At 66.5% G+C, this 19,875-nt stretch carries 22 protein-coding genes and 1 pseudogene; 18 read left to right on the top strand and 5 right to left on the bottom strand.

Going from position 1 to position 19,875, the window contains the following annotated elements; genetic code table 11:
• The first annotated feature begins 4 nt into the window (after positions 1 to 4).
• From ccoO to ccoS, 7 genes are all read left to right on the top strand, one after another.
• Complete coding sequence (gene ccoO / locus VQ042_RS19660) at positions 5 to 805, top strand: cytochrome-c oxidase, cbb3-type subunit II (RefSeq protein WP_331822009.1); 801 nt, start codon at positions 5 to 7, stop codon at positions 803 to 805.
• Positions 806 to 815: 10 nt separating this feature from the next.
• Positions 816 to 977 (top strand): cbb3-type cytochrome c oxidase subunit 3, encoded by a 162-nt coding sequence (locus tag VQ042_RS19655; RefSeq protein WP_331822008.1) that lies wholly within the window; start codon positions 816 to 818, stop codon positions 975 to 977.
• Positions 974 to 1,846, top strand: a complete 873-nt coding sequence (gene ccoP, locus VQ042_RS19650; protein WP_331822007.1) for a cytochrome-c oxidase, cbb3-type subunit III — start codon at positions 974 to 976, stop codon at positions 1,844 to 1,846. Before VQ042_RS19655 ends, ccoP begins: the two co-directional genes overlap by 4 nt.
• Positions 1,847 to 2,060: 214 nt before the next feature.
• The gene (gene ccoG, locus VQ042_RS19645; RefSeq protein ID WP_331822006.1) at positions 2,061 to 3,614 is read left to right on the top strand and encodes a cytochrome c oxidase accessory protein CcoG; all 1,554 of its coding nucleotides are present in this window, start codon (positions 2,061 to 2,063) and stop codon (positions 3,612 to 3,614) included.
• A 3-nt stretch (positions 3,615 to 3,617) separates the two neighbouring features.
• Positions 3,618 to 4,100, top strand: coding sequence for a FixH family protein (locus VQ042_RS19640; protein WP_331822005.1), 483 nt, complete (start codon positions 3,618 to 3,620; stop codon positions 4,098 to 4,100).
• Positions 4,101 to 4,110: 10 nt separating this feature from the next.
• Entirely contained in the window at positions 4,111 to 6,423 is a 2,313-nt protein-coding gene (locus tag VQ042_RS19635) for a heavy metal translocating P-type ATPase (RefSeq protein ID WP_331822004.1), read from the top strand.
• Positions 6,420 to 6,581 carry a cbb3-type cytochrome oxidase assembly protein CcoS gene (gene ccoS / locus VQ042_RS19630; protein WP_331822003.1) on the top strand — a complete coding sequence of 54 codons (162 nt, stop codon included), beginning with the start codon at positions 6,420 to 6,422 and terminating at the stop codon, positions 6,579 to 6,581. The genes VQ042_RS19635 and ccoS overlap by 4 nt, the downstream gene beginning before the upstream one ends.
• Before the next feature lie 40 nt (positions 6,582 to 6,621).
• Here the strand turns inward: ccoS and msrB are convergent, their stop codons facing one another.
• The gene (gene msrB, locus VQ042_RS19625) at positions 6,622 to 7,029 is read right to left on the bottom strand and encodes a peptide-methionine (R)-S-oxide reductase MsrB (protein ID WP_331822002.1); all 408 of its coding nucleotides are present in this window, start codon (positions 7,027 to 7,029) and stop codon (positions 6,622 to 6,624) included.
• A gap of 122 nt (positions 7,030 to 7,151) precedes the next feature.
• Here msrB and VQ042_RS19620 point away from each other — a divergent pair, with 122 nt between their 5' ends.
• A complete protein-coding gene (locus tag VQ042_RS19620) occupies positions 7,152 to 7,373 on the top strand; it encodes a hypothetical protein (protein ID WP_331822001.1) in 222 nt (73 codons plus the stop codon).
• 62 nt (positions 7,374 to 7,435) lie between these two features.
• Here VQ042_RS19620 and VQ042_RS19615 read toward each other — a convergent pair.
• From VQ042_RS19615 to VQ042_RS19605, 3 genes and pseudogenes are all read right to left on the bottom strand, one after another.
• Positions 7,436 to 8,220 (bottom strand): annotated as a pseudogene (locus VQ042_RS19615) (ribonuclease activity regulator RraA).
• A 105-nt stretch (positions 8,221 to 8,325) separates the two neighbouring features.
• Positions 8,326 to 8,964 carry a bifunctional nicotinamidase/pyrazinamidase gene (gene pncA / locus VQ042_RS19610; RefSeq protein WP_331822000.1) on the bottom strand — a complete coding sequence of 213 codons (639 nt, stop codon included), beginning with the start codon at positions 8,962 to 8,964 and terminating at the stop codon, positions 8,326 to 8,328.
• Between the two features lie 158 nt (positions 8,965 to 9,122).
• Positions 9,123 to 9,470 carry a hypothetical protein gene (locus tag VQ042_RS19605; RefSeq protein WP_331821999.1) on the bottom strand — a complete coding sequence of 116 codons (348 nt, stop codon included), beginning with the start codon at positions 9,468 to 9,470 and terminating at the stop codon, positions 9,123 to 9,125.
• A gap of 273 nt (positions 9,471 to 9,743) precedes the next feature.
• On the opposite strand from VQ042_RS19605, the gene VQ042_RS19600 reads away from it, so the two are divergent.
• The 4 genes from VQ042_RS19600 (at position 9,744) to VQ042_RS19585 (ending at position 12,289) form a co-directional block, all read left to right on the top strand.
• Complete coding sequence (locus VQ042_RS19600) at positions 9,744 to 10,124, top strand: hypothetical protein (protein ID WP_331821998.1); 381 nt, start codon at positions 9,744 to 9,746, stop codon at positions 10,122 to 10,124.
• Positions 10,125 to 10,534: 410 nt separating this feature from the next.
• The gene (locus tag VQ042_RS19595; protein ID WP_331821997.1) at positions 10,535 to 10,990 is read left to right on the top strand and encodes a hypothetical protein; all 456 of its coding nucleotides are present in this window, start codon (positions 10,535 to 10,537) and stop codon (positions 10,988 to 10,990) included.
• 352 nt (positions 10,991 to 11,342) lie between these two features.
• Entirely contained in the window at positions 11,343 to 11,489 is a 147-nt protein-coding gene (locus VQ042_RS19590; protein WP_085931392.1) for an ABC transporter, read from the top strand.
• A 155-nt stretch (positions 11,490 to 11,644) separates the two neighbouring features.
• Positions 11,645 to 12,289 carry a hypothetical protein gene (locus tag VQ042_RS19585; protein ID WP_331821996.1) on the top strand — a complete coding sequence of 215 codons (645 nt, stop codon included), beginning with the start codon at positions 11,645 to 11,647 and terminating at the stop codon, positions 12,287 to 12,289.
• Between the two features lie 117 nt (positions 12,290 to 12,406).
• Here the strand turns inward: VQ042_RS19585 and VQ042_RS19580 are convergent, their stop codons facing one another.
• Positions 12,407 to 13,141 carry a GntR family transcriptional regulator gene (locus VQ042_RS19580; RefSeq protein ID WP_331821995.1) on the bottom strand — a complete coding sequence of 245 codons (735 nt, stop codon included), beginning with the start codon at positions 13,139 to 13,141 and terminating at the stop codon, positions 12,407 to 12,409.
• Between the two features lie 99 nt (positions 13,142 to 13,240).
• On the opposite strand from VQ042_RS19580, the gene dctP reads away from it, so the two are divergent.
• The 6 genes from dctP to VQ042_RS19550 form a co-directional block, all read left to right on the top strand.
• Positions 13,241 to 14,230 (top strand): TRAP transporter substrate-binding protein DctP, encoded by a 990-nt coding sequence (gene dctP / locus VQ042_RS19575; protein WP_331821994.1) that lies wholly within the window; start codon positions 13,241 to 13,243, stop codon positions 14,228 to 14,230.
• A 78-nt stretch (positions 14,231 to 14,308) separates the two neighbouring features.
• Complete coding sequence (locus VQ042_RS19570) at positions 14,309 to 14,848, top strand: TRAP transporter small permease subunit (RefSeq protein ID WP_331821993.1); 540 nt, start codon at positions 14,309 to 14,311, stop codon at positions 14,846 to 14,848.
• Between the two features lies 1 nt (position 14,849).
• Complete coding sequence (locus VQ042_RS19565) at positions 14,850 to 16,178, top strand: TRAP transporter large permease (RefSeq protein WP_331821992.1); 1,329 nt, start codon at positions 14,850 to 14,852, stop codon at positions 16,176 to 16,178.
• Positions 16,175 to 17,533: a malonyl-CoA decarboxylase gene (locus tag VQ042_RS19560; protein ID WP_331821991.1), complete on the top strand. Its 1,359-nt coding sequence runs from the start codon at positions 16,175 to 16,177 to the stop codon at positions 17,531 to 17,533. The genes VQ042_RS19565 and VQ042_RS19560 overlap by 4 nt, the downstream gene beginning before the upstream one ends.
• Positions 17,530 to 19,062: a malonate--CoA ligase gene (locus VQ042_RS19555; protein WP_331821990.1), complete on the top strand. Its 1,533-nt coding sequence runs from the start codon at positions 17,530 to 17,532 to the stop codon at positions 19,060 to 19,062. Before VQ042_RS19560 ends, VQ042_RS19555 begins: the two co-directional genes overlap by 4 nt.
• Positions 19,063 to 19,263: 201 nt before the next feature.
• The coding region (locus tag VQ042_RS19550; protein WP_331821989.1) for an acyl-CoA dehydrogenase family protein at positions 19,264 to 19,875 on the top strand (612 nt) is incomplete at its 3' end.

Below are 19,875 nucleotides of genomic sequence, written 5' to 3'. Positions count from 1 at the left end.
CACAATGAGCAACGACAAAGAACCCGAAGCCCTGAAGGGCGCCCTTCCGGAGGTCAAGGCCGATCCGGTCGCCCGCGGCATCCTGGTCCATCACGGCAAGGTCGAGCGCAACGCCACCCTCCTCCTCGTCCTGTCGCTCCTGGTGGTCAGCGTCGGCGGCATCGTCGAGATCGCGCCGCTGTTCTACCTGGAGAACACCATCGAGGAGGTGGAGGGCATGCGGCCCTATTCGCCGCTCGAACTCGCCGGGCGCAACATCTACATCCGCGAGGGCTGCTACACCTGTCACAGCCAGATGATCCGGCCGTTCCGGGACGAGGTCGAGCGCTACGGCCATTACAGCCTCGCCGCGGAATCCATGTACGACCATCCGTTCCAGTGGGGTTCCAAGCGCACCGGGCCGGATCTTGCCCGAGTGGGTGCCCGCTACAGCGACGAATGGCACGTCCAGCACATGATCGAGCCGCGCTCGGTCGTGCCGGAATCGGTGATGCCGTCCTATGGCTTCCTGCAGACGACCGATCTCGACATGCAGGACCCGGCCGGACACCTGCTCGCCAACCGCGCGGTCGGCGTGCCCTACAGCGACGAGATGATCGAGAACGCCCGCGCCGACCTTCGGGTGCAGACGATGCCGGACGGCGACACGACCGGTCTGCTCGCCCGCTATCCGAAGGCGGTGGTCAGCAATTTCGACGGCAATCCGCAGCGCCTCAGCGAGATGGACGCGCTCGTCGCCTACCTGCAGATGCTCGGTACCCTCGTGGACTTCTCGGTCTACGAGCCGGAACGCAACGACCGCTAGGGAGCTCCCGATGGATTTCGACTACCACTCCATGCGTGCCTTTGCGGATAGCTGGGCCCTCCTCGCCCTGACGCTGTTTTTCCTCGGCGTCGTCGGCTGGGTCCTGCGACCGGGCGCCAGGCGCGCCGCCGAAGATGCCGCCAGCATTCCGTTCAAGGAGACAGACCAGTGAGCGAACACAAGGACGTCGACGACGTCAGCGGCATCGAGACGACCGGTCATTCCTGGGACGGGATCAAGGAGCTCAACAACCCGCTGCCGCGCTGGTGGCTGTGGACCTTCTACGCCACCATCGCCTTCGCGGCGGTTTACACCGTCCTCTATCCCGCCTGGCCCCTGGTCAACTCGGCAACGACCGGCCTGCTCGGCTGGTCGAGTCGGGCCGACCTGCGGATCGAGATGTCGGAACTTGATCTGTCGAATGCCGACCGGATCGCGGCCATCCGCACGTCGGATATCGCGACCATCGCCGCCGATCCGGAGTTGCGCCCCTTCGCGATCGCAGCCGGCGAGGCATCCTACAAGGTCAATTGCGTGCAGTGCCACGGCTCCGGCGCGGCCGGTGGCCCGGGCTACCCCAACCTGAACGACGATGCCTGGATCTGGGGCGGCTCCCTTGAGGAGATCGCGCTCACCTTGCAGCACGGCGTCCGCTATGCGCCCGACGAGAACACGCGTGTGGCAGAAATGCCGGCCTTCGGCCGCGACGGTCTCCTCGACCGCAGCCAGATCGCAGATGTCTCGCAGTATGTTCTGTCGCTGACCGAACGGGACGACAATCCCGACGCAGCTGCGCGGGGCGCCGACATCTACGCCCAGAACTGCGCCTTCTGCCATGGCGAGAGCGGCGAAGGCATGAAGGAGGTCGGCGCACCGGCACTGAACGACGCGATCTGGCTGTATGGACGCGACGCCGCGGCGATCGCCGCGCAAGTGAACCGCCCGCGTCACGGTGTCATGCCGGCCTGGGGCGAGCGTCTCGGCGATACCGCGATCAAGGAACTGGCGGTCTACGTCCACAGTCTCGGCGGCGGCGAATAGGATCCTGCCGCCGGGTCGCGAGGGAGGTCGCGACGGAGCCCCCGGCCACCGGCCGGGGGCTTCTGCATTGGTGGCGGTTTGTCGCAGCTCCGCAGCCCAGTGATCGGGCGCAGCGCCAGCCCGCGTTGATGCAGATCAAGGTGGCTCGGCCCCCATGGGCCTATCGAGCAAGTGACCCGCCATGCGGCCGGCTTGCGAACCTCGAGAAGAGATCATGCTCCATCAGCCCGACATCGAACGGCTGGACGTCGAAGCCGTCAATGCGGCCGGCCGGCAGGACCAGCCGCTGTACGCCAAGCGCGAGAAGATCTTTCCCAAGCGCACCGAAGGCCGCTTCCGACAGCTGAAATGGCTGATCATGGCGGTGACCCTCGGCATCTACTACGTCACGCCCTGGCTGCGCTGGGATCGCGGACCCTATGCCCCCGACCAGGCCGTGCTGATCGATATCGCCAACCGGCGTTTCTACTTCTTCTTCATCGAGATCTGGCCGCAGGAATTCTTCTTCGTTGCCGGCCTTCTGGTCATGGCCGGCGTCGGCCTCTTCCTGGTCACCTCGGTCGTCGGCCGGGCCTGGTGCGGCTACACCTGTCCACAAACCGTCTGGACCGATCTGTTCCTCGTCATCGAGCGGTTCTTCGAGGGCGACCGCAACGCCCGCATCCGGCTCGACAAGGCACCCTGGAGCTTCGCCAAGCTGCGCAAGCGGGTTCTGAAGCACGCGACCTGGATCGTCGTCGCCGTGGCGACCGGCGGCGCCTGGATCTTCTACTTCGCCGACGCCCCGACCCTTCTGACCAGCTTCCTCACCGCCGAGGCGCCGTTCATCGCCTATGCCACCGTCGGCATCCTGACCGCCACCACCTACGTCTTCGGTGGGCTGATGCGCGAGCAGGTGTGCATCTACATGTGCCCGTGGCCGCGCATCCAGGCCGCGATGCTCGACGAGGATTCGCTCACCGTCACCTACAACGACTGGCGCGGCGAACCGCGGACCCGCGGCGCCAAGAAGGCTGCCGCCGCAGGCGTGCCGGCCGGCGACTGCGTCGACTGCAATGCCTGCGTCGCCGTCTGTCCGATGGGCATCGACATCCGGGACGGCCAGCAGATGGCCTGCATCACCTGCGCCCTGTGCATCGATGCCTGCGACGGCGTCATGGACAAGCTGGGCCGCGAACGCGGCCTGATCTCCTACGCCACCTTGAGCGACTACAATGCCAACATGGCCGTCGCCACGGATCCTTCGACGGGCCGGATCGATCCGTCACGCGTGCGAGATGGCAAGGGTCGCTTCCTCGCCGGCCTGCGCCACTTCGACTGGCGCATCATGATGCGCACCCGCACCCTGGTCTATCTGGCCATGTGGTCGGCGATCGGCGTGGGCCTCACGATCGCCCTCTTTGCCCGCGACCGGCTGGAGATCAACGTCCAGCACGACCGCAATCCGGTCGCCGTGACTCTCAGCGACGGCTCGATTCGCAATGGCTACACAGTGAAGCTGCTCAACATGCGGCCGCAGCCACGCACCGTCCGGCTGGCGATCGAAGGCCTGCCGGCGGCCGCGATGACCATCGCCGACATCGATGCTCAGGCATCGCGCCGCTTCGATGTCCCGGTCGATCCCGACCAGCTCAGGGCACTGCGGGTCTTCGTGACCCAGCCGGCAGAGGCTCTGCCGTCGGGCGAAACCGACTTCCGCTTCGTCGTCACCGATCCGGTGACGGGCGAAGGCGACAGCTACTCCGCAACCTTCGAGACGGGAAACTGAACCATGCTGCGAAACCTGTTCTTTCCCGCACAATTCACCGGCCGGCACATGATCGGCGTCATGGCCCTGTTCTTCGGCACCATCATCTCGGTCAATCTGACCCTCGCATGGTTCGCCAGCACCACATGGAGCGGCCTCGTCGTCGAAAACAGCTACGTGGCCAGCCAGCACTTCAACGAGCTCACGGCCGAGCGCACGGTCCAGGCCGGCCGGGGCTGGACGGCGTCGACGCACTACGCGGATGGCATCTTCCAGGTCGATCTGCAGGATTCGGGGGCCCGGCCCGTGTCCGGCGTCGTGGTCGCCGCCATGATCGGCCGGCCTGCCACGGAAAGCGCCGACCGTACCCTGCGTCTGGAGCCGCTGCGCTCGGGCGGATACGGCGCGCCCACAGATCTCGCGCCGGGCATCTGGGAAGCACAATTGCGCGTCGAGGCACAGGGTCGTCAGCCCTGGCAGCATGCCATCCGCTTCGTGGTGAAGTGAGAAGCCGATCATGAGCTGCTGCGGTACTGCCTTCACCCTGCCCTCCGACGCCCGCGACTTTGCCGCGCCGCTGGACCCGAAGGCCGAGGAACTTCGCCACGCCGGACGGCAGGCGCCAGACGGCACGGTGACCTATGTCCTGTCCGTCCCGAGCATCCGCTGCGGCGCCTGCCTGTCGGCGATTGAATCGGGTCTTCAGCCGCTCCCCGGCATTGTCTCGGTGCGGGTCAATCTCACGCTGCGCCGGGTGACAATCGTCATGGCCTCGGCCGAGATCTCGCCGGCCACGATCACGACCGCCCTCGACCGGCTCGGATATCCGGGCACGCCCGTCGATCTGGGCGATCTGGAAACGCTCGGCAGTCGCCGCGAATCGGCACGGCTGCTGACGGCGTTGGCCATTGCCGGCTTCGGGGCGGCCAACATCATGCTGCTGTCGGTTTCCGTCTGGTCCGGCGCCGACGATGCGACTCGCGATCTCTTCCATCTGGTCTCCGGGCTGATCGCGATTCCCACCGTGGCGATTGCCGGCCAGCCCTTCTTCCGTTCCGCCGCCTCGGCGCTGCGCGCCGGACGCCTGAACATGGACGTGCCGATCTCGCTGGCCGTCCTTCTGGCACTCGCCATGAGCCTCTATGAGAGCCTGACCAGTGGCGCAGAAGCCTATTTCGACGCCGCCGTGACCCTGATCTTCTTCCTTCTGATCGGGCGGTTCCTCGATCAGTTGATGCGCGAGCGCGCCCGCAGTGCCGTCGTCGCCATATCGCGGCTGGCGGCTCGGGGAGCCACGCTGCTGGCCGACGGAGAGGCCCGCTACGTGCCGCTCGACGAGGTCCGGCCTGGCATGGTGCTGCGCGTGACGGCCGGCGAGCGGATGCCGGTGGACGCCAGGGTACTCAGCGGCCACAGTGAGCTCGACCGGTCGCTGGTCACCGGTGAAAGCACGCCGGTCGCCGTCGCGCCCGGCGCCAGGGTCGAGGCCGGCACGCTGAACATGTCGGGCGCGCTGGATGTGGAAGCGCTGACGACGGCGGACGATTCCTTCCTGGCCGAGATCGTGCGCATGATGGAAGCGGCGGAAGCGGGACGCGGCCGCTATGTGCGCGTTGCCGACCGGATGGCGCGCATCTATGCGCCTGCGGTTCACCTCCTGGCCGCGGGCACCTTTCTCGTCTGGATGCTGATGACCGGCGGCGACTGGTATCATTCGCTCTACGCGGCGATCGCCGTCCTGATCGTCACCTGTCCCTGCGCGCTTGGCCTCGCCGTCCCCGTGGTCCACGTCATCGGCGCCGCGCGCCTGTTCGAAGCAGGCATCCTGATGAAGGACGGCACGGCCCTCGAACGGCTCGCCGAGATCGACACGACCCTGTTCGACAAGACGGGGACGCTGACGACCGGCACGCCGCGCGTTGCCTCGGCCGACGACATGCCGGACACGGGAAGCGACGTCGCACGCGCCCTCGCCCAGCGCTCGAACCATCCGGCATCGCTCGCGATCCGGCACCATCTGGGCCGCGGTCCCGTGGCCGAGCTCGAGGCGATCCGTGAATGGCCGGGATCCGGGATCGAGGCGACATGGCACGGCCGCCGCGTCCGGCTCGGACGCGCCGCCTGGACCGCCGAGATTGCGGAGGGCCACGCGCCCGCCGAGGACGGCGTCGCCTTCGCCATCGAGGGCGGGACGACGGCAAGCTTCCGGCTCGAAGAAACGCTGAGGACCGAGGCCCGCAAGGCCGCCGCCGCGCTGCGGGACGCTGGCCTGGCGACGGAACTCCTGTCCGGCGATGGCCAGGTCGCGGTGCGGCGGGTGGCCGGCGAACTCGGGATCTCAGACGCGTCATCCGGCCAGTCGCCGTCGGCCAAGATCGAACGGATCCGCGCGCTGCAGGCTGCGGGCGCCAACGTCCTGATGGTCGGCGACGGCCTCAACGATGCGCCGAGCCTGGCCGCAGCGGACGTGTCGATGGCGCCGGCTTCGGCCTGCGATGCCGGTCGCCTTGCCGCGGATTTCGTCTTCACCCGCGAGAGCCTGCGCAGCGTACCCTTCGCCCACGGCATCGCCCTGCGTGCCAAGCGTCTGGTGCAGCAGAATTTCGGACTGGCGATCGCCTACAACTGCATCGCCGTGCCGCTGGCCATGGCGGGACTGGTCACGCCGCTGGTCGCGGCGATCGCCATGTCGGCGTCGTCGATCGTCGTCGTCGCCAACAGCCTGCGCCTTTCGGGCGGTGGTTTCGGCGGCACATCGGCCAGGCTGTCCGATGATGCCGGCGCGAAGCGGTCACCGGCCGTCGGCCCCGCCGCGGAGGCGCTCGCATGAACGTCCTCCTGATTCTGGTGCCGATCGCCCTGCTGCTCGGCATGGCCGGCCTTGCAGCCTTCCTGTGGACCGTGCGCACCCGGCAATATGAGGACCTCGACGGCGCGGCATGGCGGATCCTCGACGACGAGGAACCGCGACGCGGTCACCAGAAATGACCGGTATCGGCGACGCATCGCCGATACGTCACATGTGGCGCTAGCCTTCGTCCGGCTCGAACTCCATGGCGACGCCGTTGATGCAGTAGCGCAACCCCGTCGGCGGCGGACCGTCCGGAAACACGTGGCCGAGATGGCTGCCACATTGGCTGCAGTGACATTCGGTGCGGATCATGCCGTGGCTGCGATCCTCCGTCGCCTCGACGGCACCTTCGACCGGCGTGTCGAAGCTCGGCCACCCGGTACCGCTCTCGAATTTCTGGCCCGCGATGAACAGGGCCTGGCCGCATCCGGCGCAGGTGAAGGTCCCGGCCCGCTTCTCGTGCAGCAGCGCGCAGCTGCCCGGGCGTTCCGTCCCGTGGCCGCGCATCACCTGATACTGTTCCGGCGTCAGCATGGCGCGCCATTCGGCGTCGGTGCGGCTGACGGGATAGGTCTTGGCATCCATGTCGGTATCCTTCTGTGTCTGGTCGCTCGCACGGGAGCGAAGCCCGCCGCAGCGGATTGGCCCCGAAAGGCACGGCTGCGTTCCATATAGGGGCGCTGCCTCCGCAACGCACGGCGTCTCAGATGAGCGATGTGCCGGACAGGTTCGACAATCAGCAGGACAATCCCGACGCGCAGGACCGCGACCAGGATGTCAGCTACCGCCAGAATGCACCGAAGGCGCGCCCCACGCAGGACAACGCCTTCGACCGCCCCGGCAGCGTCGACCGCTCGGGCGGCGAGGTCGCGCGCCGTTCCGCCGAGTCCTTCAAGGCGGATGCCGCCGACCAAGACCAGGATCGCTAACGAAGAACAGCGGCGCTCGAGGCGCCGCTGTGTTGTCTCGCCTTGAGCGCCGGCCGGTGTGGTTACCGGCCGCGGCTCTTTTCGTAGCGCTCGCGGGTTTCCGCATTGGGCGGATACAGGCCCGGCAACGGCACGCCCTTGTCGACCTCGGTCATGATCCAGGCTTCGAGTTGCTCCTGCTCGACGCAGGCATCACGCACGTCGTCGACCAGCGCTGCCGGTATGACCACGGCACCGTCATCGTCGGCGACGATCAGATCGTCGGGGAAGATGGCGACGCCGCCGCAGGCGATGGGCTCCTGCCAGCCGACGAAGGTCAGGCCCGCCACCGAGGGCGGCGCCGCGACGCCGGCGCACCAGACCGGCAGGCCGGTACCCCGGACACCCGNCAGCCGACGAAGGTCAGGCCCGCCACCGAGGGCGGCGCCGCGACGCCGGCGCACCAGACCGGCAGGCCGGTACCCCGGACACCCGCGAGGTCGCGCACAACTCCATCGGTCACCAGCGCGGCGACGCCCTTCTTGACCATTCGCGCACAGAGAATGTCGCCGAAGATGCCGGCATCGTCGACGCTCATCGCGTCGACGACAGCGATGCAGCCCTCGGGCATGGCTTCGATGGCACCGCGCGTGGAATTGGGAGAGGACCAGGATTCGGCCGTCGCCAGATCCTCGCGCGCCGGCACGAAGCGCAGCGTGAAGGCACGCCCGACGATCCGCTCCATTCCGTCCTCCATCGGCATCGGGCCGCGCAGCCAGACATTGCGCAGACCCTTCTTGAGAAGGATCGTGGTGATCGTCGCGGTGGCGATCGTGCGAAAGACTTCGTTGGTGGAGGATTGGCTCACGGCAAACGCTTCCTGCTGATGGCGGTCGCCACCGATAGCGCGAGTCGCGGCGCGATCAAACTGCCCGGCTGCTGGCGAACGCATTCAAGCGGCGCAGCATGCTGATCAGCCCGGCAGAAGGTACTGGGAACGGCATCGCGCCACGCCGGCCGCCTCCATGTCCCGATGGGCGCGTTCCAGCGAACCGTCGAGATCGATCGCCCTGCACGCATCATCGACGACGCAAACCTCGAACCCCGCCCGGCGCCCGTCGAGCGCCGTCCATGCCACGCAGAAATCCGTCGCGAGTCCCGCCACGAAGATTCGGGCCGCGCCGCGCTCGCGCAGATAGCCGGCAAGCCCGGTCTGGGTGGCATGGTCTGCCTCGAGGAAGGCGGAATAGCTGTCGACCGCAGGGTGAAATCCCTTGCGGACGATCATCTGGGCCGACGGCACGTCCAGCGCCGGATGGAAGTCCGCGCCGTGTGTTCCCATCACGCAATGGTCGGGCCACAGCACCTGCGGCCCATAGGGCATCGTGATGATCTCGAACGGGTTCCGGCGATGGCTCGATGCGAAGGAGGCGTGACCCGGCGTGTGCCAGTCCTGGGTCATCACGACGACCGGAAAATGCGGTGCCAGTGCATTGAGGGGTTGCACGACACTGTCCGCGTCGAGCACCGCCAGCGCACCGCCCCGGCAGAAATCGTTCTGCACATCGACGATGATCAATGCATCGTCGGCTCGAATGTCGATCTTTGCCATGGGTCGAGACTGCCAGTTCGCGCACGTCGGTGGAAGCCGGCCGCGACGCAGTGAAGCGGAAGGTCCGGATGTCGCCACGCCGGAACGAGAACGGCCATGACGGGGTACGTTCCGTCATGGCCGCAAAATGTCTGAATGCCGCGCCGTGGCGCGACCGGTCAGCGAAGGCTGACGGCAGCGCGCAGATCGGCCTTCGGCGACATGTCGAGGACGTTGCCCGTGCGGCTGATCACCAGGTCCTTGGTCGCTGCGCCACTGGGCGACGGCACCTGGACGGTCAGCGTCTCGCCGTCCGAGAGGATCGAGACGAAGCGCAGCGGGCTGCCCGTCTCCCCGCCCTGAAGCGTCGTCACGACGCGAAAATCGTCGCCTTCGACAGTGTAGTAGGCAGCGCCGATGACGCCGCCCAGGTCGATGGTCTTGCCGGCAAGCGGCTTGAGTTCCTCGGCCTGTGCGGTGCCGAGTGCGAACAGCGCGATGACTGCGGTTGTGATTGCAAGTTTCATGTCTTTGGTCCCTCTGAAGAAGAATTGGACCTCCCTAGACCCAGAGTTAGGCGTGCTTGCTGCGCTGCACAACGGCATGGCAGCCATGAATTATTGTCGGACCACTTGAGCAAATCGGTCGATCGGGAAAGTCTATCGCGATTGAGTGCCAGACGGCCGTATGCCCGCCGCGCCCGTATCGCCGCTGCCATGGCAAAGTCATTGTCGGACCCTATGATTGGCGGCAACCACGCATGCGGCTCCGACCGCCTGCAGTAGTCGAGGAGTCAGCAGATGCATTTCCGGATCGGTTCAAACCCCCGCGCGACGTTACTGTCGGCCGCAATCGTGCTTGCGTTGCAGCACCCTGCCGCGGCGCAGGTCGATCTGCCGGTCATGGACGGAGAGCCCGGCGCCGAACTCGTCGAGGTCTCCCTGGGCGACTGGAACCTGAAGACGGCTCTGGCATCGGATCTCGGCATCAAGGCGTCCGAAATCCCCCTGACGATTTCCGTGTCGCCGGAACTCGCCGGCAAGGTGTGTCCGGTCTCGCGGGAAGACCTCGCCCAGCAGGAAGTGATCAGCCCCACCCGGACCTGCGCCGCGAAAGAGATGACCGCGGAACTGCGCGATGAAGTCCGGCGCGGAATAGCGGACCGTCCGGCCGCGGAATAGCGGTCCGCGTCACGGCTGGGGCGCGGCAGCCGATCCTCGACCCTGCGGCAGCGCAGCGTAAAAGCCGCTGCCACGCCACACCTTTGCCGGAATTCATGCTTCAGACGTGTCCTGCCGTCAGCGGCTGGATCGTTAGTGCCTGGAAAACCACGCGTTCGCACCGACACAGCGTTGGCGGCGGCGCGCTTCGGGTGGCAGGTCACGCACGGATGATGATCGCTTAAGTGCCGGCGGACCCATACCATTCTTCCGAGTTCGCCGTTGCCGGACTATCGCGGCGATCTCGGTCTGATCGACAGGTCGGTCCCCAGGACCGCAGAAAGACGAACATGACCATGCGTATTCCCCCTCTGGTGCCCGTCGCCGCCCTGGCCGTGCTGTTGGCCGGCTGCGTGGGGGACGATATGGACATGGCCGCGCTGGACCTGTCGACCGCCCAGGACGATGCCCATTGCCGGAGCCTGCTGATCATTCCGGGAGAACTCGTCTACGCCCAGTGTCGACTGGCCCTGCGCAAGACGTATCTGAACAACTACAACACCCGCAAAACTGCGCTGCAGCAGCAATACGGCATGCTCGACGAGCGTCTGGACCAGGCGCTGCGGGCCGATGCCTTCTGCAACTACGACGAAGCGGTGAAGGTGTCCGTCGACCCCCAGGACGAGACCGTGCTCGCCGAAATCGCCTACGCCAGTTGCGCCACGACACGCGAGCGGCTGCAGGAAGACATCGCCGCGACGACGGGCGTCGACGGCTTTGCCTTCACTGCCGCCGAGCGGCCGACAGTCATCGCTCAGAACGTCAAGGCCATCCGCGAATCGCGCGCCGTTATCGAGGGCCCGCCGACCGGCGTCGCCGCCAACTGAGTCGGCGCGGCAGCCGTTTTGGATTTGTCTAAAATGCAGTGCGGCAAATGCAGCACTCTGTTGCAGGATTTAACGAATCTTGAGCTCTGCGGGCACTTGCAACGGTCACCGATATGGGGTTGAGAGGATTGCGGGGCGATCACGGATTTTCAGGCGCTTATGATGAGTTCTTCATAAACCGCAGTCACAAGCTGGGGACAACCGCTTCTATTCCGCCACGTTGCCGGAGAAGTGTGGCTTTTCCGCACTTGCCCGTACCACCCAAACGCAACAGGTTCTTGTCGCACCGGCCGCAAAAGGCGTCGGGATATTCAAGCTGCGGCACAAACCGTCACATTGATAGGTATTTAACATGAAGAAAATCGTCATCGCATCGGTCGCTGTCGTCGCCCTCGCATCCTTCGCTGGCTGCATGGGCAAGGGCATCGGCAAGGGCAAGGGTAAGGCGCCCGTCGCTGAGCCGATGGTCGTCGAGCAGACCTACGTCACCAAGGGCTGATCTTGGTATCTTGGAGGGGGCTGTTTCGGCACTCCCTCCAAGCCTTCATCACTGATGGCACAGATTGTACGTTCCGCGATGGTCGACATCGGGGGGCGCTTTCATGTCTTCACCGCGTCGGAAGGTGTTGGGCCACCCCGACTGAAAGGCCGACAATGTCTTCGAGATTCCTGCGTTTCGCGTTCGTCGCGATACTCGGCGCCTTTGCTGCGGGCTGCACGTCGAATAGCGCCGGCACCATGACCGCCGGTGCGCCGGTGCAGTCGACAGCCGCCCTCGCTCCAACTGCCTTTGCGCCCCCGGTCGAGCAGTCCGGTGCCGCGCAGCAGCTGTCCAAACCCTATTTCATCGACTTTCGCTCGCGCAACGCGCTCAGCTACGGCCACACCTTCGTGGTGTTCGGCAAGCTGGACCAGAACGGTCGCGTCCCGACCGATTCCCGCGGGGTGCTGATTCCGGGCGTGACCGAAGTTGCCGGCCTCCACCCGGCTTCCACCAGCAACGTGCCCTACACGATCGGGCATGTCCTGCCCGTGCCAGCGGAGACCGGGCCGAGCGACGGCGACACCGAGATCGCTTACATGACCGCCAATTACCGGATCGACCTGACGGAGCAGGAATATCGCGACGTCGTCGGCTATATCCGCGGGTTGCAGGAGTCCTCGACTGTCTGGCATGCGGTGCTCTACAATTGCAGTTCCTTCGTCAGCGATATTGCCGAGCACATGGGGTTGAAGGCACCGAACCACATGCTGTTCCCGAAGGAATACATCACCTCCCTGAAGGAGATGAACTCGTAGGGCTTGCCCGCGACGCTCCTCCTTCGGCCGCGACAGCGAGCCGGGCTTTTTCGTGGCCGCCGGAACTGGCCTCTTCTCACGCGAGCCGACCCGGCGCGGCTATATCGGTGCCGGTGATTATTTCGCCGTGGCGCCGATGCTGGCAACCAGGTCCGCAAAGCGCTCGCCCTGGACCGCGATGTGCGCCCGCAACTCCCGCTCGGCCGCCTCGCCGTCGCCGGAAACGATTGCCGCGACGATCCGCTCGTGTTCCTGCAGCGACTGCTTCATGCGCTGGGAGACGCGCAGCTGCAGTCGGCGATACGCCTTCAGCCGCATGTGCAGCCGCTTGGCCTCGGCCGCCAGGAAGGCGTTGCCGCAGGCGTCGTAGATGGCGTGGTGGAAGCGCTCGTTCTGGTAGTAATAGGCATCCGTATCGCGCTGCTCGGCCGCCTCGGCGCAGGCGCGCAGGGCGTCCTGGAGCGCTGTCAGTGCCTGTGGCGGCGCCCGGCGGACCGCCAGACGCCCGGCCATGCCCTCGAGTTCGGCCATCACCTCGAACATCTCGACGAGTTCGCCGAGGCCGATCTGCCGCACGAACGCCCCGCGGTTGGGCAGCTGTTCGATCAGCCCGGCCGAGGCAAGCTGGTTGATCGCCTCGCGCACCGGCGTGCGCGACACCTGAAAGCGCCGGGCGATTGCCTGCTCGTCCAGCCGCTCGCCTGCGCTGCGGGCATTGGTGACGATTTCCTGCTCAAGCGCGTCCCGAATATCGCCGGCCTTGGGCCGCGGCCGCAGCGGGGCGCTGGGAAAAGGGCCGTCATCCGGCCGCGATGCGACCAGGGAGGCCTCGTGGGCTGCCGATGTGCTCATCTAGATCGTATACAATCGGATTGACAAGGCATGCAAGAGAGTATTGGCTTGCCGGAACGCGTCGGGAGGCGCGGTCGATAATCCATGGGAGGAAAACACATGAAATCGATACTGCTTTCGGCCGTCTGCGGCCTCGCCCTTACCGGTACCGCTCTCGCCCAGGACGTGACCTTGCGCGCCTCGCATCAGTTCCCGGGAGGCAAGGGAGACGTGCGCGACGAGATGGTCCAGATGATCGCGCGGGACATCGAGGCCGCCAATGTCGGGCTCAAGATGCAGGTCTTCCCCGGCGAATCGCTGTTCAAGGCTAGCGACCAGTGGGCCGCCGTGACCAAGGGCCAGGTCGACGTCACCGCCTTCCCGCTCGACTATGCCTCGGGCCGGCACCCCGAGTTTTCGGCGACACTGATGCCGGGCCTGGTCGGCAATCACGAGCGGGCGGCACGGCTCAACGATTCGGCGTTCATGGAATCCATCAAGGGATCGATCGACAAGGCCGGCGCCATGGTGCTGGCCGACGCCTGGCTGGCCGGCGGCTTCGTCTCGTCGAAGAACTGCATCACCACGCCGGACAGCGCGAAGGGACAGACGCTTCGCGCCGCGGGCCCGGCCTTCGAGCAGATGCTGGTGGGTGCCGGCGCCTCGATCTCCTCGATGCCGTCGTCGGAAATCTACACCGCCATGCAGCAGAACGTCCTGCAGGGCGCCAGCACCTCGTCCGGCTCGCTGGTGTCGTTCCGCATCTACGAGGTGGCCACCTGCCTGACGGCGCCCGGCGAGAACGCGCTGTGGTTCATGTATGAGCCGGTGATCATGTCGAAACGCTCCTTCGAGCGGCTCAGCAAGGAGCAGCAGGACGCCCTCATCGCCGCCGGCGAGAAGGCCGAGGCCTATTTCGCCGAAGAGGCGCCCAAACTCGATGAGAAACTGATCGAAGCCTACAAGGAAGCTGGTGTCGAGGTGATCGAGATGTCCAAGGCGGACTACGACGCCTGGCTCGCGGTGGCCCAGGAGACCGCCTACAAGGAGTTCGCCGAGAAGGTGCCGAACGGCCAGAAGCTGATCGACGACGCGCTCTCCGTCGAATAACGCGTCGCCCAGCAACCTCTTCGTCAGCGGGAGCCGGCCAGCCGGCTCCCGCCACTCGACTCTTGCGTGGTTCCTGTCATGCGTTTCTTCATTGCTGCCGTCTCGGCGGTCTCGCGTTTCCTGGCCCTGATTGCCGGCGTGCTGCTGTTCACCGCGATCCTCTCGGTCACGCAGATGGTCTTCGTGCGTTACGTGCTGGTTCAATCGACCGTCTGGCAGACCGAATACACGATCTACGCAATCGTCGCGGCGACCTTCATGGGGGCACCCTGGGTGCTGATCGAGCGTGGCCACGTCAACGTCGATCTCCTGCAGATGGCCTCCGGCCCCCGGTTGCGGCTTGCCCTGCAGATGCTGTCGGGGCTTGCCTCGATGGTCTTCATCGGACTGCTGGCCTACGCCGCCTGGTACCATTTCGAAGAGGCCTGGACGAACGGCTGGACGACCGAGACGGTCTGGGCGCTGCCGCTCTGGATCCCCGTCCTGCCGATGCTCGTGGGACTGGGCTGGTTGCTGGTCCAGTACGTGGCCGAGATGATGCGCCTCTGGCTCGACGGAGCCGATCCGGCGCTGGGCACGCCGGAAGTGCTCTTCTCCGACGTCGCGAAGGGGTCCTGACATGGATCCGACCATCTCCGGACTTGCGATGCTGGTCGGACTGCTGTCCCTCCTTGCCATCGGTGTCCCCGTCGCCTTCTCCCTCGGCCTCGTCTCCATGGGCGCCCTGTTCGTCGTCTACGGGCCGTTCTTCCTGGAAACCATCGGCGAGCAGTTCCTCGGCGGGCTTGCCTCCTTCGGCCTCGTCGCCGTGCCGATGTTCATCCTCATGGGCGCCGCAGTCGCCTCGTCGCCCGCCGGCAAGGACCTCTACGAGGCCCTCGACCGCTGGCTGAACCGCGTGCCTGGCGGCCTCGTCCTGTCCAATCTCGGCGCTTGCTCGATTTTCTCGGCCCTGTCGGGCTCCTCGCCCGCCACTTGCGCGGCGATCGGCAAGATGGGCATCCCCGAGATGCGCCAGCGCGGCTATCCGCCGGAGATCGCGGCCGGTTCGATCGCCGCGGGTGGCACGCTCGGCATCCTGATCCCGCCCTCCGTCACGATGATCGTCTACGGCATCGCGACCGAGACCTCGATCGGCCGGCTGTTCCTGGCCGGTGTCGGGCCAGGCATCATGCTCACCGTCCTGTTCATGGCCTGGACGATCTATTCCTGCAAACGCCAGGGGCTCGGGCTGACCGAACTCAGCCAGCGCTTTTCCATGCGCGAACGTTTCGCGGCGCTGCCGCGGGTCCTGCCCTTCCTCGCGATCATCGTCGCGGTGCTGTACGTGCTCTATGGCGGGATCGCGACGCCGTCGGAAGCCGCCGGCGTCGGCGCGCTGTTCTGCCTGATCCTGGTCGCGGTGATCTACGGCATCTTCTCGAAGAGCTGGAAGTTCTCCCAGATGGGAGGGATCTTCCGCGACACGCTCAAGGAAAGCGTGATGATCATGCTGATCATCGGCGCCGCGGAACTCTTCGCCTTCGCCCTGTCGTCCCTGTTCATCACCCAGTCGATCGCCGCCTTCATCGCCGATCTCGACGTCAACCGCTGGGTTCTGATGGGGATCATCAACGTCTTCCTGCTGGTCGCCGGCTTCTTCCTGCCGCCGGTTGCGGTCATCCTGATGACCGCGCCGATCCTCCTGCCGATCATCACGGGTGCCGGTTTCGACCCCTACTGGTTCGCCGTCATTTTGACGATCAATATGGAGATCGGGCTGATCACGCCGCCGGTGGGGCTCAACCTCTATGTCATCAACGGCATCGCGCCGGACATCTCGCTCGGGCAGATCCTCAGGGGCTCCCTGCCCTATGTCGGGTGCATGGTGTTCGGCATCGTCCTCCTGTGCGTCTTCCCGGATATCGCGTTGTTCCTGCCGGACCTCGTCATGGGACCGTCGCGATGAGCCGCGTCTCGCTGCTCTCCGACCTCCTGAGTTCGATCGGAGCGCGCTCGTGGTTCCTCGGTGACGACGCGACGCGCCGCATTGCCCTGCCCGAACTCGCCGCCCTCTGCCACCGGCTTGTCTCCTCGCGGGGCGAAGCGTCAGGGGTCCGCCTGGCCGCCGACATCCTCACGGGCATCCGCGCGCTGGACGATCCGGACGCCGAGCGCTTCTTCGTGATCCTTGCCGAGGAGTTCGGGCCGGACGAGACGGCGCTCCAGGAGGCCGCCGAAGCCTACACGAGCGCGCCGGATCCCGCGACGCTCGCAAGGCTGCAGCGCCTCGCCGAGCCGCCGCGGCAGGAACTGTTCCGCCGCCTTAATCTCGCGCCCGGAGGGACGGCAGAGATCGTCCGGCTCCGCGAGAGACTGCTGCCATTCCTGCAGCGCGATCGCGAGCGACTGGGCCCGGTCGAGGACGACCTGCGTCATCTGTTCCAGTCCTGGTTCAATCGCGGCTTCCTGCTGCTGCGGCCGATCGACTGGAACACGCCGGCCAGCGTGCTGGAAAAGATCATCCGCTACGAGGCCGTCCACGCGATCGGCAATTGGGACGAGCTGCGCCAGCGGCTGGCTCCGCCGGACCGGCGCTGCTTTGCCTTCTTCCACCCTTCGATCCCCGACGATCCGCTGATCTTCGTCGAGGTCGCGCTGACGGCCGAGATCCCGGCGTCGATTGCCTCGGTCCTTGACCCCGAGCGCACGGCGATGTCGCCCGACGCGGCCCAGACGGCGGTGTTCTACTCGATCTCCAACTGCCACAAGGGCCTTGCCGGGGTGTCCTTCGGCTCCTTCCTGATCAAGCAGGTGGCCGAGGATCTGAAGGACGCGGTGCCGAATCTGCGCACCTTCGTCACGCTCTCGCCGGTGCCCGGCTTCGCAGCCTGGCTCGCCGGGCTGGCGCCCGCCACCATTGCCCGGCTCGAACCGCAGGAGAAGCGGGCGATCGACATTGTCGCTGAACCAGACTGGGCGCGCGATCCGGCCGTCGCCGAGGCGGCCCGTCCGGGGCTGCTCTCGCTTGCCGCCCGCTATTTCCTGCGGGCGCGCCGGCCTCATGGCGGACCGATCGACCCCGTCGCCCGCTTCCATCTCGGCAATGGGGCAATGCTCAACCGGATCATGCACCTGGGCGACGTCTCGGCGGGCGGCCTGTCCCAGGCGCACGGGCTGATGGTGAACTACCTGTACGACCTGCCGCGCATCGAGCAGCGTCACGAGGCCTATGCGGCGGAGGGCAGCATCGCCGCCAGCCGCGCCGTGACCTCGCTGCTGCCCAAGCGCGGCGAGGCTGATTCCATGAAGGACGTAGCATGACCAATCCGCTTTTCGACGGTCTCCTTGCCACGGGACTGGCGAGGCCGCAGAGCCGCTTCGCCATCCTGCCGGACGGCCGCGAATACACCTATGGCGACGTCGGGACGGCGTCTGCGCGCTTCGCCAATGCCCTCGTCGCGCTCGGAGTCGAGCCGGGCGACCGCGTTGCCGTGCAGGTCGACAAGTCCATCGACGCGCTGATGCTCTATCTCGGCACGGTGCGCGCCGGCGGCGTCTTCCTGCCGCTCAACACCGCCTATACGCCGAGCGAGATCGCCTATTTCCTCAACGACGCCAAGCCACGCATCTTCGTCTGCGACCCGGCCCGGCGCGAGGGCCTGGCGGCGATCGCCGCGGAGGCAGGCAGCGGCATCGAGACCCTGGGCGTGCGCGCTGCGGGCGGCGACAATACCGGCAGCCTGAACGACCGCGCCGAAGCCGCCTCCGGCGACTTTGCCACCGTCGCGCGCCAGCCGGACGATCTCGCGGCGATCCTCTACACATCGGGCACGACGGGACGCTCCAAGGGCGCCATGCTCACCCAGGACAACCTCCTGTCCAACGCCGAGGTGCTGCGCGACTTCTGGCGCTTCACGGCGGACGACGTCCTCCTCCACGTGCTGCCGATCTTCCACACCCACGGCCTGTTCGTCGCCTCCAACACGGCGATGATCGCAGGCGCCGCGATGATCTTCCTGCCGAAATTCGATGTCGAGCAGGTGTTCAAGTATCTGCCCCAGGCGACCGCCATGATGGGCGTCCCGACCTTCTACACCCGGCTTCTCGCCGATGGCCGTCTAGACCGGGAGCGCACGGCCCACATGCGGTTGTTCACCTCCGGCTCCGCGCCCCTGCTCGCCGAGACCCATCGCGCCTTCGAGGACCGCACCGGCCAGCGCATCCTCGAGCGCTACGGCATGACCGAGACCAACATGTCGACTTCCAACCCTTATGAGGGCGAACGGCGCGCCGGGACAGTCGGCTTCCCCCTGCCCGGCGTGTCGCTGCGCATCGTCGATGCGGACAGCACCAAACCTCTGCCCGACGGCGAGATCGGCGTCATCGAGGTCAAGGGCCCGAACGTCTTCTGCGGCTATTGGCAGATGCCGGAAAAGACCGCCGCCGAGTTTCGCGCCGACGGCTACTTCATCACCGGTGATCTCGGCCTGATCGACCCGCAGGGCTATGTGACCATCGTCGGCCGGGGCAAGGACCTGATCATCTCCGGCGGCTTCAACATCTATCCCAAGGAAGTCGAGCTGGCCCTCGACGAACTGCCCGGCGTCGTGGAGAGCGCGGTGGTGGGCGTGCCGCATCCCGATTTCGGCGAAGGCGTGGTCGGCGTGGTCGTGGCCGAGCGGCCCCTCGACGAGGCCGAACTGACCGGTGCGCTCCAGGAGCGGCTGGCGCGGTTCAAGCAGCCCAAGCGCATCGTCTTCGTCGACGAACTGCCGCGCAACACCATGGGCAAGGTCCAGAAGAACGTCCTGCGCGACCGCTTCGCCGACATCCTGAGCGGAACTGACTAAAGGGCAGATGGACGCAGGGGTCCCGTGAGGCCGGCGAAGTGTCGCTGGCCTCGGGCCACGCCATTGCTCCCTTGCCGCGCACGGCGATAGAACGGATCGCAGAACAGGGCGGCAAACGCGCTCCGCATTGTGCCGCTGCGACTTCGCCGACGGTCCGGTGCCGGGCCCGTCCGCAATTTCCGATCGAGAGGAACCCCCGTCATGTCCCACGCTTCGGCTGCTGCGCCCACTGCGTCCTCGCCGTCCCCGTCCGCCGAATTCGACTGGGCCGACCCGTTCCGGCTGGAGGACCAGCTGTCGGAGGACGAGCGGCTGATCTTCGACACCGCCCGCGCCTTTGCCGAGGAGAAGCTGCGGCCGCGCATCGTCGAGGCTTATCGCAACGAGACCACCGACCGGTCGATCTTCAACGAGATGGGCGAACTGGGCCTGCTCGGGCTGACCGTGCCGGAGGAATATGGCTGCGCCGGCGCGTCCTACGTCTCCTACGGCCTCGTCGCCCGGGCCGTCGAGGCGGTGGATTCGGGCTATCGCTCGATGATGAGCGTCCAGTCCTCGCTGGTGATGTATCCGATCTTCGCCTATGGCGACGAGGCCCAGCGCAGGAAGTACCTGCCCCGGCTCGCCACCGGCGAATTCGTCGGCTGCTTCGGCCTGACCGAGCCCGACGCCGGCTCCGATCCCGGCGGCATGACCACAAGGGCCGAGAGGATCGACGGCGGCTACCGCCTGTCGGGCGCCAAGATGTGGATCTCCAACTCGCCGATCGCCGACGTCTTCGTCGTCTGGGCGAAGTCGGCCGCCCATGACGGC

It is taken from the genome of Aurantimonas sp. A2-1-M11 (genome assembly GCF_036549475.1).
In the GTDB taxonomy this organism is placed as follows: domain Bacteria; phylum Pseudomonadota; class Alphaproteobacteria; order Rhizobiales; family Rhizobiaceae; genus Aurantimonas.
This window is presented reverse-complemented; position numbering and strand designations above follow the sequence as displayed.